Below are 15,685 nucleotides of genomic sequence, written 5' to 3' on the forward strand. Positions count from 1 at the left end.
ACGGGAGTGGCTTCTGTTTTGATCAGGCTGCGCTTCGCTTGTGAAAAGACGCAGACCTGGTGTCCAGTGGAGATGCGGGGCATGTGAGCCACCGCTATCTGCCTGAGCTCAATTCTGTCATGTCCCGCCCCTGCTTGCCTACCAGATAGCATCGCATGTACGCGGCGGCAGCGTGAAAGAAGCCGCGATGGCTCCCGAACGTTGAATGCCGCAACTCCTAGCGTGGGTTTCCCACGAGAGGCGCTGTTTACACTGGAAGACGACATATCAGGCAGTGTCAGACATCCCTCAAGGAACAGGAGTCATCCATGGCCGGAAAATTCGTCATCACCCGCGGCAAGGACAGCAAGTTCTATTTTGCACTCAAGGCCGGCAACGGTGAAAAGATCCTGCAGAGCCAAGGCTATGCCGACAAGCGCGGCTGCCTGAACGGCGTGGAATCCGTGCGCAAGAACGCCGCCGAGGAAAAACGCTTCACGAAGGAAGTCGCCAAGGATGGTCGCTTCTATTTCACGCTGCTGGCCGCCAACAGCCAGCAGATCGGCCGCAGCCAGATGTACAAGTCGGAATCCGGCCGCGACAACGGCATTGCCAGCGTCGGACGCAATGCACCGGAAGCCGCCGTGCTGGAACAGCTCGATACCGCCTGAATGCCCGCGAGCGCGACGTCTGCATGCACACGACGCCCCACGGAAAAGCAGAAGCCCCGCCGATTGGCGGGGCTTCTGCTTTTCGTCGGATGTCGCCATCCATTCTGCGCCGTGCATTGTCAGTGGCGCTGCGCGTTGTCGCTGTCAAAGACCACTCGTGCTACATCCGCGTAGCGGGCCGCGAAGTGGACGATCATGCCCTCCTTCAGATAGTCCGGCAGCTCATCATAATCCCGCTGGTTGGCCTGTGGCAGGATCAGTTCGAAGATGTCACTGCGGCGTGCGGCAATGACCTTCTCACGGATACCGCCCACCGGCAGCACCTGCCCGGTCAATGTCAGCTCACCGGTCATCGCCAGTCCCTTGCGCGGCGCCTGATGCCTGGCCAACGACATCAACGCCGTGGTCATGGTCACGCCAGCGCTCGGGCCATCCTTGGGCGTCGCCCCTTCCGGCACGTGCAGGTGAATGAAGGACTCATTGAAGAAGTCAGCCTCGGCATCGTAGGCCTCAAGATTCGCCAGGGTATAGGAATAGGCGATATTGGCCGATTCCTGCATCACTTCCCCAAGCTTGCCGGTCAGCTTCAAGCCACGCGTCAGGCCGTGCACACGTGTGGCCTCGATGGGCAGGGTCGCGCCGCCCATGCTGGTCCAGGCAAGCCCGGTCACCACGCCTTCGCCGGCCAGGACCTTCTCGCGACGGAAGATCGGCGCCCCCAGGAATTCCTCGAGATTCTTGACCGAGACCTTGACCGTCGGCAGGTCCTCCTCGAGCAACTTGACCGCCGCCTTGCGCACGATGCGGTGCAGCTGCTTCTCCAGCTGACGCACGCCCGCCTCGCGAGCATAGCCCTCGATCACCTGACGCAGCGCGGCGTCACTCAGATTGATGCGCTTCTTGGGAATGTTGTCGCGTGTCAGCAGCTTCGGCCACAGGTGATGCTTGGCGATCGCCATCTTCTCTTCGGCGATGTAACCGGAGAGGCGTATCTGCTCCATGCGGTCCAGCAGCGGCCCCGGGATGCTATCCAGCGTGTTGGCGGTACACACGAACAGCACCTTGGACAGATCGAGGCGCACGTCGAGGTAGTGATCGAGGAAGTCGACGTTCTGCTCCGGGTCCAGCACCTCGAGCAGCGCCGAGGCCGGATCGCCCTGGAAGGACTGCCCCAGCTTGTCGATCTCATCCAGCATGATCACCGGGTTCTCGACCTTGACCTCCTTGAGTGCCTGCACCAGCTTGCCGGGCATGGCGCCCACGTAGGTACGGCGATGCCCCTTGATCTCTGATTCATCGCGCATGCCGCCGACCGAGAAGCGATAGAACTCGCGCCCCAGTGCCTGGGCGATGGAGCGCCCGATCGAGGTCTTGCCCACACCGGGCGGGCCCACCAGCAGCAGGATCGAGCCACCGACATCGCCCTTGAAGGTGCCTTCGGCCAGGAACTCGATGATGCGTGATTTCACGTCATCCAGCCCGTCATGGTCGCGATTGAGCACCTTGCGCGCATGGGCGAGATCCAGCTGGTCGGTGGAGGTGATGCCCCAGGGAAGCGAGGTCAGCCAGTCCAGATAGTTGCGCGTGGTGCCGTACTCCGGCGAGCCGGTCTCCAGCACCGAGAGCTTGTCGAGTTCGTCGTCGATGCGCGATTGCACCCGTTCGGGAACCTTGAGCTCATCGAGGCGACCGCGGAAGGTATCCACATCATTCTCGCGATCATCCTTGGAGATGCCCAGTTCACGCTGGATGACCTTGAGCTGCTCACGCAGGAAGAATTCACGCTGATGCTTTTCCATCTGCGCGTTGACCTGCTGAGAGATCTCGGTCTGCAGCTGGGCGACCTCGATCTCCTTGCGCAGCAGCGGCAGTACCTTCTGCATGCGCTCCATCACCGGCAACGATTCCAGCACCTCCTGCAACTCCGGCCCCTTGGCCGAGGTGATGGCAGCGGCAAAGTCGGTCAGCGGGCCGGGTTCATGCGGGCTGAAGCGATTGAGGTACTGCTTGAGCTCTTCGCCGTACAGCGGATTGATCGGCAGCAGCTCCTTGATGCCATTGATCATCGCCATCGCGTAGGCACGTGCCTCATCGCTCTCGGCATCCACCGGCTCGCGCGGGTAGGTCACCTCGACCAGATAGGGCGGCTTGCGTGACAACCAGCGGGTGATCCGGAAGCGGCGCAACCCTTGAGCGATGAACTGGACCTGATCCTGGCCATCTTCGGGCTTGTGGACACGCACTGCCGAACCGATCTCGGGAAAATGCTCAGCCCCCATCTCGTCGACTTCGACATCACCGACGAAGGCCAGCCCCACTGCATGGTGTGGCGTGTTGCCGACCCGCTCCATGGTCTCTGCCCAGCGCTGCTTGTTGATGACCAGCGGCTGGACCTGAGCCGGAAAGAAGGGACGATTGTGGATCGGCAGCAGGTAAAGGCGCTCAGGTAGCTGATCACCACTGGGTACCAGCCCACCAGCCCCCGGGGAATGCTCAGGCTCTTCCTGACTGGCATCTTCAAAACCGGACAGAACGTTGTCGTGATCGGAGGTATCTTCGTGACGTGACATGCAACCCTCGTGAAACCGGGCCTCGGTTGAGGCGATCATCTTCACCAATGTGGTCTGTCGTGCACTTTATCAAGTACTGTCGGGCACTTGTCTGACGGGATACCTGTCTATCGGCACCGGTTCGCCACCTGCCGACGGATACGACAAGGCCCGCCAGAAGGCGGGCCTTGTCAGCTGTCCAGCACGATGGCAGACAGAAGGGTACGGTCAGATCCGAAGGTGGCTCAGTCACCTGTGAAAGACAGGTCGGCTCAGTCAGGCTGGCTCAATAGATCGGCTTGCCATTGACGAGCAGCGCATCCCCATCGATGGTCAGCACCAGGTTCTTGTCAGCGGAGTCCGGCGGGATGCCCGCCATCATCGCCAGCATCGGCGGCACATTGCGGAATTCGAAACGTCCACTCATGCGATCCAGGAAGGCACGCTGCCCTTCGATGGTCTGCAGTTCGGCGATGCTCAGATCGGTCATGCCGGCCCCATCGAGAATCAGCTGCCCCTCACCCTGCATGTCGACACCGAAGACTTCGCTGCGCGCCTTGAGGGACTCCAGCGTCAGACGAGGAGACGTGCTCAGCATGGTGAACAGCGGCGCCTCGACCTTCTCGAGCATGGCGACCTGCTGATCTTCCGTCAGCTCTTCAAACGGCTTGCCGGCTTCTTCCAGCAGGCCCTGCAGCTGAGTGATGAAATCATAGACCGCCGCGCCCTGAAGACGGTCGATCGACAGCGCCAGACTGCCGCTGGCCATCTGCTGATCACCGGCACTCACGTCCTGCACGGCCAGCTTCATCAGATAGCGAAGCTCGGTCGGGTCGAGCCGCGTCTCGCCGGAATAGCTGATATCGGTCGCCACCACCGGCGGCTGCCCCATGCCATTGTCGATGGTCAGCGTATCCAGCTCGATCTTGTCATCCTGGCGGAAGTCGTTGTCCGCACCACGATAAAGACCGTTCAGGCTCAGGGTACCGACGCTGATCTTCTCGTCACCATTGGTGATCTCGAAGGGAGAGACCTCGCCGTCGACGGTGATCTCGGGAGTATCACCGCCATCATGTGACGCCGTCAGCTCGCCGCCCTTGAAGTTGAAGCGCGTGCCGCTTTCCGGGTCCTGCCATTCAAAGACAGGCAGTGTCACCGTGGTATCACTGGCACCGCTGAAATTGTCGACGCTGCCGTCGAAGGCGATGGCCTTTCCATCCCCGATGACCTCGGAAAGCACATCGCGGGCCGGTGTACCGTACTGCAGCTTGATGTTGCCCTTCATGCTGGTGGAGAGCAGGCCATGACCGGCTTCATAAGGCAGCACGACACGCACGGGCCCTTGCTGCTCCCCCGTGGCAAGCTCCATCTTGAGTCGACCGCTCGAGTCGAACCAGCCGCTCTGCACGTCATCGCGGCTGGCCTTGATGTCGGCGCTGCTGTCGAGCTCCGCCACCATTCGCGCCATCTCGTCTTCGAAACGCTGACTGGAATACGCCACGCCACCGACATAGCCGGCAGCACCGATGACGACGACAGCCGCCGCAGTTACGAGTCCCTTGCCCATCGTTGTTATCCCTTGTTTATCATTGTTGAAGCGTCACACCCACCACGCAGTGCCTCGCTTCCTGTTCAATGCAGCCACAGCCATAGATGCATGGTCGACCAGGCGAAGATGCCGGCGAAGATGTCATCGAGCATGATGCCGAATCCCCCCGCCACACGACGGTCAGCCCAGCGGATCGGCCATGGCTTGAGAATGTCGAAGACCCGGAAGACCACGAACCCCCAGAGGGCAGCCTGCCATGAAAACGGCACGGCGACCATGGTGATCCAGTAGCCGACGAATTCATCCCAGACGATGCCGGAATGATCGTGGACGCCCAGATCCTTCGAGGTGCGATCACAGATCCAGATCCCGAGAACGGAGGCGGCCACCACGATGGCGATGTAGGGCCAGAGCCCCAGTCCCGCCATCATCCAATAGAACGGAATGGCGGCCAGGGTGCCGAAGGTGCCGGGCGCGAAGGGCGCCGTGCCACTGCCGAGCCCGAAGGCCAGGAAATGGACGGGACGACGCCAGACACTGGCAGGTGCACGATTCATGAGCTCACCTCCGTGGCATCCGCCGGTGGGAAGTGCTGCCAGCTGCGTCCCGCGGCGGCCTGCTCGACCCCTTCCTGCTCGAGGATGACACGCGGCTCGCTTCCCTCCACTGCCTGCATGCGCCCGATGACACTCAAGGACAGATTCAGGGGGCGCAGCGCGTTGATGGCGCTCTCGAGATGCTCTTCCGGCATCGTCAACAGCAGCTCGTAATCATCACCGCCATTGAGGACCGCCTCGCACGCGCCCTGCTCGCCCAGCGCCGCCATCAGCTCCGGCGCCAGCGGCAGTTCGCCAAGCTCCAGCGCCGCCGACAGCTGACTGGCACGACAGATGTGTGCCAGGTCACCCATCACGCCATCGGAGACATCCAGGCCCGCACTGGCCAGCTGGCGCAGTGCGAGGCCCGCCTCCACACGCGGCTCCGGACGCAGATAGGCGGCCAGACACGGGTCCAGCACATCCCGCGTGCCGGACTGCCATGCCTTCAGACCGGCATGCGCCATTCCCGGTGCGCCCGTGATGACCACCAGGTCGCCTTCACGGGCACCATCACGTCGCAGGATGGGGCGGGATACGCTATCCGGATGGACTGCATCCTCCAGCACCAGCGGCAGCTCGCCATGCACGGTGATCGTGATGGAGAGCGGGCCGCGTGTGACATCGCCCCCGACCAGGGCGATGCCATGACGTTCGGCCAGCGCATGGAAGCCGGCAGCGAAGCCATGCAGCCAGTCCTCGTCGACCTCCGGCAGCGTCAAGGCCAGCAACGCCCAGCGCGGCGTCGCCCCCATGGCGGCCAGATCGGAAAGATTGACCGCCAGGGCGCGATGCCCGATCGAGGACGCCGGAGCATCCGGCGGGAAGTGAACGCCCGCCACGGAGGTATCGACACTGATCGCCAGCTGCATGCCATCACCGGCGGCGAGGAGCGCACAGTCGTCACCCGGCCCCAGCAGCACGCCCGGAGCCCCGGACAGATCGCGCTGGAAGTAGCGGGCGATCAACTCGAATTCGCCCGGCATGTCAGCGCAGGCGGGCCTGGGTCACCTCGGCGCTGCGCAGCTTGACTGCCAGCTTGTCGAGGATCCCGTTGACGTACTTGTGACCATCGGTGGCACCGAAGGTCTTGGCCAGCTCGACCCCTTCGTTGATGGCGACACGGTACGGCACTTCCATGCGCTTGGAGAGCTCGTAGGCGCCCAGACGCAGGATGGCCAGCTCGATCTCGTCGAGATCCTGAAGACGACGATCCAGCAGCGGGCTGATGCTGGCATCCAGCTCTTTCTGGAAACGCGGCACGTTGTGCAGCAGCTCATGGAACAGCGCCTGGTCAGCGATGCGCATCACCTCGACCCAGTTCTCGTGCAGCTCGACATCGTCATCGACCTGCTGACCGCGAAACTCGGCTTCGATGGTGGTCATGCTCTTGCCGGTCATCTGCCACTGGTAGATGCCCTGGACCGCCAGCTCACGCGCGGCACGGCGTGCCTGCTGCTGCTTGGACGGCTCACGCTCGGAACGTTGCTGACGTTCGCTCATGCATCACCTCCCATGGCCTTGAGCAGCGAGACCATTTCCATGGCGGCCATCGCGGCTTCAGTGCCCTTGTTGCCGGCCTTGGTGCCCGCACGCTCGATGGCCTGCTCGATGGAGTTGACCGTCAGCACGCCATTGGCCACCGGCGTGTCGAACTCGAGCTGCAGACGAGACAGGGCGGAGTTGCATTCACCGGCGACATATTCAAAGTGCGGCGTGCCACCACGAATCACCGCGCCCAGCGTGATGACGGCGTGCGGCTTGACCTTGGCCAGCACGGCCTTGACGGCCAGCGGGATTTCCCAGGCGCCCGGCACGTGGATCAGGTCGATGTTTTCCTCATCGACGCCGTGGCGTACGAGGGAATCGACCGCGCCTTCCACCAGGCTATCGACGACGTGGTGGTTGAAACGCCCGACGACGATGACGTAACGGCCATCGACATTGGTGAAGGTGCCTTCGAGTTGAGCAATCGGTTGCATGGTCAGTCCACAATGCTAGCGCCCCGGCGAACCGGGGCGGAGATATCAATCATACCGGGAGCGACGACCGCGACTGGTCCCCACTCCCGCCATTTGGGTAGTGCCGGGGCCTTATGCACCCACGGTGTCTGTGCCACTGGCCGCGTCATCACTGCCGATCAGCTCGACCACTTCGAGGCCGAAACCGGACAGCGCAGAGAACTTCCACGGCGAGCTGAGCAGACGCATCCGGCCGACGCCGAGATCCCTGAGGATCTGGGCACCGGTACCGGTAGTCAGATAGTTGCCCGCACCATCGGATTCGTTGGTGCGCGGCGTACGACGTCGTCCGAGGAAGACATCGAGACGTTCCTTGTAATCCTGTGAATCACTGCCGGTGTCCAGCAGCACCAGCACGCCCGCATCAGCGGCAGCGACCTGTGACAGTGCATCATGGAGCGCCCAGCTGCTGCTGCCCGGCTGACGCAGGGTCAGGAGGTCACGCATCGGGTCCTCCACATGCACACGCACGGTGGTCAAGGCGTCAGGCGTCGGCGTGCCCTTGACCAGCGCCAGATGGTGACGGCCCTGGATGCGATCGCTGAAGCAGTGCAGCGTCAGCTCGCCGAAGGCCGTCTCGACCTGCTCGCTGTCCAGCACTTCCACGGTCTGTTCGTTGTGGATGCGGTATTCGATCAGGTCCGCGATGGTGCCGACCTTGAGATCATGCTCGGCGGCAAAGCGCTCGAGCTCCTCACGACGCGCCATGCTGCCATCGTCGTTCATGACCTCACAGATCACGCCGGTCGCGCCAAAGCCCGCCATGGAGGCCAGATCACAGGCCGCCTCGGTGTGGCCGGCACGACGCAGCACGCCACCCGGCTCCGCCATCAGCGGGAAGATATGCCCCGGCTGGACGATATCCTGCGGACGGGCGTTGCGGGCGGCAGCCGCCTGCACGGTACGTGCGCGATCAGCGGCGGAGATACCGGTGGTGACGCCTTCGGTGGCTTCGATGGAGAGCGTGAACTTGGTGCCGAAGCCGGAACCGTTGGCCTGCACCATCAAGGGCAGCTGGAGCTGCTCGCAATGCTCACGCGACATCGGCATGCAGATCAAGCCACGCGCATGACGCGCCATGAAGTTGATGTGCTCGGCTGTCACGGCTTCCGCGGCGATGATGATGTCGCCTTCGTTCTCACGATCCTCGTCATCCATGAGGATGACCATCTTGCCCTGCCGGATATCCTCGACGAGTGCTGCGATGCCTGATAGCGCCATGCTTGCTCCACATTTCGGACCGCGCCGACGGTTGCCCGGCCCACGCGTGTTATCAAAAAGTCGGGCGTCAGGGTACCCCGCCACCCGGTTTTGCGCCAGCGCCCCGCGACGCCACTGTCGCCAGACAGCGGCAAGTCCTTGCGCTGGCTGGCAATTTCTCTCAGTCAGTTCAGCCGACAGACTCGCCGTTGTCGGGCACTGCCGTGATGCGCCAGTCGCGCCCCACGGCACGAATCTCGCGGATCTCGACCCGCCGCTGCTGCGCCATGTGCTCGAGTCCGGGCAGGGCCAGCAACGGACGCGCCTCCCCGCCCAGCAGCGTCGGCGCCATGAACAGCTGCATCTCATCCACCAGCCCGGCACTGAGCATGGCACCGGCAAGCACCGCACCGGTCTCCAGCAGGACCTCATTGGCCTGCTCGTGCTCGGCCAGATGGCGCAACAGCGCCTCGAGATCCACACGTCCCTCCGGGCCCGCCGGCAACGCCAGCACCTCGGCGCCGGCCGCTTCCAACAGTCTGCGCCGTTCTGCCTGAGCCGCTGTCTCATCCGCGACACAGACCACCAGGGTTCTGCCGTCCTGCTCAAGGATTCGCGCCGCCAGTGGCAGACGCAGATGCGTATCCACCACCACGCGCAACGGCTGACGCGCCACCAGCGCCTCGAGCCCCAGCGGATGCGCCTCCAGCCCCAGCTGCTCGGCGCGCACGTTGAGGCGCGAATCATCGAAGATGACCGACTCGATACCGCTCATCACCACGCTGGAGCGTGCGCGCAGTCGCTGAACGGCGCTGCGCGCTTCCGGGCCGGTGATCCACTGGGATTCACCGGAGGCCATCGCGGTGCGACCGTCCAGACTCATGGCCTGCTTGAGACGCACGAAGGGGCGCCCGCGCTCCATGCGCGACAGGAAGCCGGGATTGAGCGCACGCGCCTCCTGCTCCAGCACGCCCACCGTCACGGCGATGCCAGCGCCCTGAAGCATGGCGATGCCACGCCCGGCCACCTGCGGATTCGGGTCCCGCATGGCGATCACCACCCGCGAGATGCCCGCCGCGATCAAGGCGCGTGAGCATGGTCCGGTTCGCCCGGTGTGCGAGCAGGGCTCCAGCGTCACGTAGGCCACGCAGCCCAGGGCTTGCTCACCGGCGGCGGCCAAGGCGTTGACCTCGGCATGCCCTTCCCCGGCGCGCACATGAAAGCCGGTGGCGATCACCTTGTCAGTGACGGGGTCGACCAGCACGCACCCGACCCGTGGATTGGGATGGGTGGTGTAGCTTCCCAGGCGCGCAAGGCGCAAGGCATGCGCCATGTGGCGAATATCGTGACCAGGCTCCTGGCCGACTGCGGTGTCATGAGAGGTGAGGGACATGCAATACCTATCGGCGTGTGACGACAACATGGACCGCCCCGACAGTCAGACCGCAGGACGGTCGGGCGATGCGCGGATCAGGAGCGGCTGTCTTCCTCGCCGGGCAGGAAACTGGGCTCCTGGGCGAGGCGGTCGATCTCGGCACGGAATTCGTCCAGATCCTGAAACCGGCGATAGACGGAGGCAAAGCGGATATAGGCGACCTGATCCAGCCGCTTGAGCTGCTGCATCACTTCGTCGCCGATCCGGCGCGCCTCGATCTCACGCTCCCCCGTGGCGCGCAGACGCTGACGGATACGCTCGACAGCCGCCTCGATCAGCTCCGAGGAGACAGGACGCTTCTCCAGCGCGCGCAACATGCCTGCCCGCAGCTTGTGCTCATCGAAGCTCTCACGGGAACCGTCACCCTTGACCACTCGCGGCATGACCAGCTCTGCCGTCTCGTAGGTCGTGAAACGCTCGCCGCAGGCCGCGCACTGGCGACGACGACGCACCTGGTCACCCTCGACCACCAGCCGGGAATCCGTGACCTTGGTTTCATGAGTTCCACAGAAGGGACAGTGCATTGTTGGGAGCCTGCTTGAGTGCGAGGTGGCGGCGTTGCGTACTTCGGCCTCCGGTACTGCCGAGCAGCGTCGGGCCACGGCAGCACAGCCGAAAGACATGGAATGGGCGCCATTGTAACCGTTAAGACTCGTGCACGGGAGCCTATGTCAGTCAGATCCTATCTGCGTTAGCCTTGAGGAGCGGAAGAGGAATCCGCATAGACTCCCGAGAACCGAGGCCGGCGAGAAACTCCCACAAGGATGCTCGCCACATGAGTGAATGATCTTCACGACCAAGTGCTTACTAATGACGCAAGGAGACGCGACATGGGAATCATCGCCTGGATCATCTTCGGACTGATCGCCGGCATCATCGCCAAGGTCATCATGCCCGGCAAGGACCCCGGTGGCATCATCGTCACCAGCATCATCGGCATCCTGGGTGCCGTGGTAGGGGGATGGATCGGCACGCAGCTCGGCTTCGGAGATGTCACCGGCTTCAATCTGGCAAGCTTCGTCATCGCCGTGCTCGGTGCCATCATCCTGCTGATCCTGTATCGAGTCGTTCGCAGGTAGCCCGCGACCCGCTCGCAGGCACTTCGCGAGCACGTCGCAAGCAGTGCGGGTGGTCCTGATCGGCTCCATGGCCTGACAGGAGCTGATCACATGGCTTTCCCCGCCGGTTTCACCCGCCATGACTCGACGACGGCCAGCCTGCACCAGTGGGCTGGCCGTCGTCTTGCATGGTCAAGTCACATGCACTGATGACTTCGAGGACCGCTCATGCCCGACATGCCACCTCCCGATCCTTCCACCTCTTCCTCACACGCCGCTCGACCGGGCCCACGCTCCCTGTCACACCCGCTCTCGAACGATGCCTTCGCCCGCCACGCCGAGACGCTGCTGGCGGTGATCTATCCCGAGCGCAAGGATGAGGTGCTGCGGCGTCTCGAGACACTGATGGAGCTGCATCGTTCGCGTCTTGCCCCCCGGGTTCCCGAGGGCGAACCGCTGTGGAGCGAACGCGATCAGTGGCTGATCACCTACGGCGACAGCGTGCAACAGGAAGGCGAGGCCCCGCTGGCCACCCTGAATGACTTCCTCGCGAGCCGTCTGGGTGACTGCCTCTCCGGGGTGCACGTCCTGCCCTTCTTCCCCTGGAGCAGCGACGACGGCTTCAGCGTCATCCACTACCGTGAGGTCAATCCGGCCCTCGGCGACTGGCAGGACATCCAGCGTCTGAGCGAGCAACGTGACCTGATGGCGGACCTCGTCATCAACCACTGCTCGCGGGAATCGCTGTGGTTCGCCGATTATCTGGCCGGCGTGCAACCCGGCCGCGATTACTTCATCGAGATGGACCCGGAAACGGACGTCTCCAGCGTGGTGCGACCACGCCCCTCGGCCCTGCTCACGCCGGTGCATACCCGTCGTGGCCTGCGTCATCTGTGGGCAACCTTCTCGGATGACCAGATCGACCTCAACTTCGCCAACCCCGACGTCCTGCTGGAGTTCATCGGTATCCTGCTCTATTACCTCGAGCAGGGCGCGCGCATGATCCGCCTCGATGCCGTGGCCTTCCTGTGGAAGCGTCTGGGCACCTCCTGCGTGCATCTGCCGGAGACGCATGCCGTGGTCCGCCTGCTGCGCGCCATCGTGGATCATCTGGCCCCCGGCAGCCTGCTGATCACGGAAACCAACGTGCCCCACGCCGAGAACATGTCGTATTTCGGCCTCGACCGCCTTTCCGAGCAGGACCTGACCTCCCTCGAGGGCAGCGCCCAGGCCGATGAAGCCCACATGATCTATCAGTTCACGCTGCCGCCGCTGACTCTGCATACCCTGACCTCCGGGGATGCCAGTGCACTGACCGAGTGGGCCGCCAGCCTGCCCTCTCTGCCGGCGGGATGCAGCTACTTCAACTTCACGGCCAGCCACGATGGCATCGGCGTGCGTGCGCTGGAAGGCCTGCTGCCGGACCATGAGCGCGATACCCTCGTGCGCCTGGTGCATGACTTCGGTGGCTACGTCAGCATGCGCGCCAACCCGGGACGCGCCGACACCCCCTATGAGCTGAACATCAGCTATTTCGATGCCCTCAAGGGCACGCGGCGTGGACGGGACCCGTGGCAGATCGAGCGCTTCATCGCCAGTCAGACCCTGATGCTGAGCCTGCAGGGCATTCCCGGCCTCTATCTTCATTCACTGACCGCCACCCCCAATCATCAGGAAGGGGTCGAACGCGACGGGCATCTGCGCGCCATCAACCGCCGCAAGTGGCAGCGCGATGAACTGGAAGCCCTGCTGTCCAGTCCCAACACCGCGACCCATGAGGTCTTCCATGCCTTGAAGCGTCGCATGACGCTGCGCCGCGAGGAGCCGTGCTTCCACCCCGATGCCCATCAGCAGGTGTTCGACCTGGGGCCGGACTTCTTCGTCTTCGAGCGCGTCACCCACGAGGGACGCCGCCTGCTGTTCGCTCTCAATGTCACCGACCAGCCGCGTGTGCTGCCCTTGCCGGAAAGCTGGCAGGGCCTCGCGTTGACCGACCACCTGTGTCATGACAAGGCCTTCGACCCCGCCATGGCGCGCCGCCCCTATCAGGCAGCCTGGCTGATGGAGCAGTCGGTGCGCCCACCGGCCATCGAGGTCGTCTGACCTGACGACGTGCCCGCCAACGACAACGGGGCTGCCAGTGGCAGCCCCGTTGTCGTTTTACCTTCCCGTGTCTGCCGCAACATGCGTGACCCACGTGAGCGGTTGGTGAAAGGTGTCGTTACTGGTTGTCCAGCTCCACCGCTTCATGCATGCGCTCGAGCAGGTCCGGCACCGCGGACTGCACCCGGTTCCAGCTCGGAATGAAGGGCTTGTCACGCGGGTTGTCGAGGAAGGCGCTGCCGGCATCCATGATGTTGGCGGCGAACAGCTCCACTGCCGCTTCCTCGCTGTGACGATCCACCGTCAGGCCATTCATGACGGCGTCGTTGTAATAGGTCTCGATCAGATCCAGCGCGATGCGATAGTAGGTCGCCTTGATGGTGCGGAAAGTCTCGCCATGGATCTCGACCCCCAGCGTCGCCAGCTTGCGATACATGGCCTTGGCGATATCCAGACTCATGCGATTGAGGCCGCCCAGCGCATCTTCCTCGGACAGCGGCTGATGCTTGTGATCATAGGCATCGGCGATGTCCACCTGGCACAGACGCTTGGTGGAATAGTTGCGATGCACCTCGGAAAGCACGCCGATCTCCAGCCCCCAGTCGCTGGGGATGCGAATGTCCGCCAGCACGTCGGTGCGCATCGAAAACTCACCGGACAGCGGATAACGATAGCTGTCGAGATAATCCAGATACGGCAGCGGGCCATAGACCTTCTTGAGCGCACGGATCAACGGCGTGACCATCAGACGTGCCACGCGACCATTGAGCTTGCCCTGGGCGATGCGCGAATAGTAGCCCTTGCAGAATTCGTAGTTGAACTGCGGATGGGCGACCGGGTAGATCAGGCGCGCCAGCAGGCCGCGATCATAGGTGACGATATCGCAGTCATGCAGTGCCACCGCCTCGGCGATGCCTGATGACTGCACGTAACCGGAGCAATACCAGACGTTGCGCCCCTTGCCGGCCTCCATCGGTGCCAGACCATGCTCGGTCAGCTCTTCATCCAGTGCACGCAGGCGCGGCCCGTCGTTCCACAGGATACGGTGATGCTGTGGCAGGTGAGAGAAGAACTCCTTGGCATGCTCGAACTGGTCGCGGTCGGCACGATCCAGCCCGATCACGATCTCGCTGAGATACGGCACCTGCGCCAACTCATCGACGATGTGCTTGAGCGCGGGGCCTTCCAGCTCGGAATACAGCGACGGCAGAATCAGGCTCATCGGCCGCTTGCGGGAGAAGCGCATCAGATCCGCTTCAAGGTCCTCCACCGGACGGTCGGTCAGGTTATGGAAGTTGGTGATGATGCCATTCTGGTAAAAATCGCTCATGTCAGCTCCTTGTCATACCGAAGACACGCATCAGGCAGGCGTCAGGCGCGCAGGCCTCTGGATGTCCATTCTTCCGGCTGGCCATTGGCCAGCCAGTGACGCAATCCCTCGACCCATCCCTGCGGCCCGGGGTGATTGGCGCGAAAACAGCGGCGTTCATCCGCCAGTAGCGGATACTCGGCAAGCTCCCGATCGCGCTGTGAGGTATCACCGACGCCGGGGATCAGGACAGCGTTGTCGACCGCGGCCAGCAATGGCAGGTCATTGGCGCCATCACCGAAGCCCAGTGTCCAGGGACGCACCCGCTCACAGAGCCGGTAGCGCGCGATCAGATAGCGCGCCGCCACCCCCTTGTCAGTGTCGCCCGTCACATGATGGAAACGCCCGCCCCGCGTCAGCTTGAGGCCATGGCTGGCCAGGCGCGTGCGGAATTCCTCGAGGCGCTCCGGCGCGTCCTGCCATACCAGCGGTTCACTGGCATCACGCTCCCCCGCCAGCGCCGCATCCGCCTCTCCCAGCCCCGTCAGCTCGCTGATTCTTGCCACCGACATCGCGGCAAAGCCTTCAAAGGCGAATTCCTCGCTCAGTCCCTCCAGCACCTCGAGAATCGCGCGGCGCGGCATGGCCACCGCGATACGGCACAGACCGTGCGCATCCGGGGCACTGGCCTCCTCCAGTGGATAGGCACTGAGCCAGGAGGCCGGCAGCGCCACGACGCCTCCGTTCTCGGCGATCCAGGGCTGACCCGCCAGCCCCAGCGAGCGCATCAAGGGCGTGAGTTCAGCCGCGGTCTTGGAGGTATTGGGCACGACCCAGGCGCCGCGAGCACGCAGGCGGGTCAGCCAGCTGCGCGCCGGACCCGGCGAGTAATCGTGATGGTCCAGCAGCGAGCCATCCAGGTCGGTCAGCAACAACAGCGGTGCTTGAGTCTCTGACATGTGAACTCTCCTCATGAAGTGCTGCAGCGTGCCAGGCATCCCCGCGGTGCGGTCTCGTTGCGCCAGGCAAGCCTGCCAAGAGCATTGCAGGGAATGTGCCAAGATGGTGCAGTCGCAATGACAGTCTGGCCTCTCAACTCTCAACTCTGATTCACCGCCGGCTTGCTTGCACCAACAATGAGCACAAATCCCCTGATGCATGTCGCGTCGCCACATTGCAGCGCAAACCTGTCGTCACGAACGACGACGCCCTCGC

At 63.4% G+C, this 15,685-nt stretch carries 14 protein-coding genes; 3 read left to right on the forward strand and 11 right to left on the reverse strand.

All coding sequences use genetic code 11. The features are described 5' to 3' along the window. Window positions 1–308: 308 nt before the first annotated feature. Complete coding sequence (locus tag OW493_RS09685; protein ID WP_077374980.1) at window positions 309–650, forward strand: YegP family protein; 342 nt, start codon at window positions 309–311, stop codon at window positions 648–650. A 119-nt stretch (window positions 651–769) separates the two neighbouring features. Here the strand turns inward: OW493_RS09685 and lon are convergent, their stop codons facing one another. The 9 genes from lon to nrdR form a co-directional block, all read right to left on the reverse strand. Further along, window positions 770–3,220: an endopeptidase La gene (gene lon, locus OW493_RS09690; RefSeq protein WP_077374983.1), complete on the reverse strand. Its 2,451-nt coding sequence runs from the start codon at window positions 3,218–3,220 to the stop codon at window positions 770–772. A gap of 265 nt (window positions 3,221–3,485) precedes the next feature. Then, window positions 3,486–4,766, reverse strand: a complete 1,281-nt coding sequence (locus tag OW493_RS09695) for a DUF945 family protein (RefSeq protein WP_271302186.1) — start codon at window positions 4,764–4,766, stop codon at window positions 3,486–3,488. Window positions 4,767–4,831: 65 nt separating this feature from the next. After that, window positions 4,832–5,305, reverse strand: coding sequence for a phosphatidylglycerophosphatase A (locus OW493_RS09700; RefSeq protein ID WP_077374989.1), 474 nt, complete (start codon window positions 5,303–5,305; stop codon window positions 4,832–4,834). Next, window positions 5,302–6,330, reverse strand: coding sequence for a thiamine-phosphate kinase (gene thiL / locus OW493_RS09705; RefSeq protein ID WP_289863991.1), 1,029 nt, complete (start codon window positions 6,328–6,330; stop codon window positions 5,302–5,304). Before thiL ends, OW493_RS09700 begins: the two co-directional genes overlap by 4 nt. A 1-nt stretch (window position 6,331) precedes the next feature. After that, complete coding sequence (gene nusB / locus OW493_RS09710) at window positions 6,332–6,847, reverse strand: transcription antitermination factor NusB (protein WP_084208057.1); 516 nt, start codon at window positions 6,845–6,847, stop codon at window positions 6,332–6,334. Next, the gene (ribE, locus tag OW493_RS09715) at window positions 6,844–7,326 is read right to left on the reverse strand and encodes a 6,7-dimethyl-8-ribityllumazine synthase (RefSeq protein WP_043331374.1); all 483 of its coding nucleotides are present in this window, start codon (window positions 7,324–7,326) and stop codon (window positions 6,844–6,846) included. Before ribE ends, nusB begins: the two co-directional genes overlap by 4 nt. A gap of 111 nt (window positions 7,327–7,437) precedes the next feature. Beyond that, entirely contained in the window at window positions 7,438–8,586 is a 1,149-nt protein-coding gene (ribBA, locus tag OW493_RS09720; RefSeq protein ID WP_077374998.1) for a bifunctional 3,4-dihydroxy-2-butanone-4-phosphate synthase/GTP cyclohydrolase II, read from the reverse strand. A gap of 169 nt (window positions 8,587–8,755) precedes the next feature. Beyond that, window positions 8,756–9,898 carry a bifunctional diaminohydroxyphosphoribosylaminopyrimidine deaminase/5-amino-6-(5-phosphoribosylamino)uracil reductase RibD gene (ribD, locus tag OW493_RS09725; protein WP_289863992.1) on the reverse strand — a complete coding sequence of 381 codons (1,143 nt, stop codon included), beginning with the start codon at window positions 9,896–9,898 and terminating at the stop codon, window positions 8,756–8,758. A 137-nt stretch (window positions 9,899–10,035) separates the two neighbouring features. Beyond that, window positions 10,036–10,524, reverse strand: coding sequence for a transcriptional regulator NrdR (gene nrdR / locus OW493_RS09730; RefSeq protein WP_077375003.1), 489 nt, complete (start codon window positions 10,522–10,524; stop codon window positions 10,036–10,038). 306 nt (window positions 10,525–10,830) lie between these two features. Here nrdR and OW493_RS09735 point away from each other — a divergent pair, with 306 nt between their 5' ends. Next, window positions 10,831–11,079, forward strand: a complete 249-nt coding sequence (locus OW493_RS09735) for a GlsB/YeaQ/YmgE family stress response membrane protein (RefSeq protein WP_077375006.1) — start codon at window positions 10,831–10,833, stop codon at window positions 11,077–11,079. Window positions 11,080–11,286: 207 nt separating this feature from the next. Next, window positions 11,287–13,161, forward strand: a complete 1,875-nt coding sequence (locus tag OW493_RS09740) for a sugar phosphorylase (protein ID WP_254696543.1) — start codon at window positions 11,287–11,289, stop codon at window positions 13,159–13,161. Window positions 13,162–13,279: 118 nt separating this feature from the next. Here the strand turns inward: OW493_RS09740 and OW493_RS09745 are convergent, their stop codons facing one another. Beyond that, entirely contained in the window at window positions 13,280–14,491 is a 1,212-nt protein-coding gene (locus tag OW493_RS09745) for a glycosyl transferase (RefSeq protein ID WP_077375009.1), read from the reverse strand. Window positions 14,492–14,532: 41 nt separating this feature from the next. Next, window positions 14,533–15,429, reverse strand: coding sequence for an HAD-IIB family hydrolase (locus OW493_RS09750; RefSeq protein ID WP_170212637.1), 897 nt, complete (start codon window positions 15,427–15,429; stop codon window positions 14,533–14,535). Window positions 15,430–15,685 lie beyond the last annotated feature (256 nt).

This window comes from Cobetia sp. 14N.309.X.WAT.E.A4 (assembly GCF_030397495.1).
GTDB classification, from domain to species: Bacteria; Pseudomonadota; Gammaproteobacteria; order Pseudomonadales; family Halomonadaceae; genus Cobetia; species Cobetia marina.

Bases quoted from the DNA above. Each gene is read 5' to 3' on its own strand.
- OW493_RS09685 (WP_077374980.1), top strand. From the start codon at position 309: ATGGCCGGAAAATTCGTCATCACCCGCGGCAAGGACAGCAAGTTCTAT.
- lon (WP_077374983.1), bottom strand. From the start codon at position 3,220: ATGTCACGTCACGAAGATACCTCCGATCACGACAACGTTCTGTCCGGT.
- OW493_RS09695 (WP_271302186.1), bottom strand. From the start codon at position 4,766: ATGGGCAAGGGACTCGTAACTGCGGCGGCTGTCGTCGTCATCGGTGCT.
- OW493_RS09700 (WP_077374989.1), bottom strand. From the start codon at position 5,305: ATGAATCGTGCACCTGCCAGTGTCTGGCGTCGTCCCGTCCATTTCCTG.
- thiL (WP_289863991.1), bottom strand. From the start codon at position 6,330: ATGCCGGGCGAATTCGAGTTGATCGCCCGCTACTTCCAGCGCGATCTG.
- nusB (WP_084208057.1), bottom strand. From the start codon at position 6,847: ATGAGCGAACGTCAGCAACGTTCCGAGCGTGAGCCGTCCAAGCAGCAG.
- ribE (WP_043331374.1), bottom strand. From the start codon at position 7,326: ATGCAACCGATTGCTCAACTCGAAGGCACCTTCACCAATGTCGATGGC.
- ribBA (WP_077374998.1), bottom strand. From the start codon at position 8,586: ATGGCGCTATCAGGCATCGCAGCACTCGTCGAGGATATCCGGCAGGGC.
- ribD (WP_289863992.1), bottom strand. From the start codon at position 9,898: ATGGCGCATGCCTTGCGCCTTGCGCGCCTGGGAAGCTACACCACCCAT.
- nrdR (WP_077375003.1), bottom strand. From the start codon at position 10,524: ATGCACTGTCCCTTCTGTGGAACTCATGAAACCAAGGTCACGGATTCC.
- OW493_RS09735 (WP_077375006.1), top strand. From the start codon at position 10,831: ATGGGAATCATCGCCTGGATCATCTTCGGACTGATCGCCGGCATCATC.
- OW493_RS09740 (WP_254696543.1), top strand. From the start codon at position 11,287: ATGCCCGACATGCCACCTCCCGATCCTTCCACCTCTTCCTCACACGCC.
- OW493_RS09745 (WP_077375009.1), bottom strand. From the start codon at position 14,491: ATGAGCGATTTTTACCAGAATGGCATCATCACCAACTTCCATAACCTG.
- OW493_RS09750 (WP_170212637.1), bottom strand. From the start codon at position 15,429: ATGTCAGAGACTCAAGCACCGCTGTTGTTGCTGACCGACCTGGATGGC.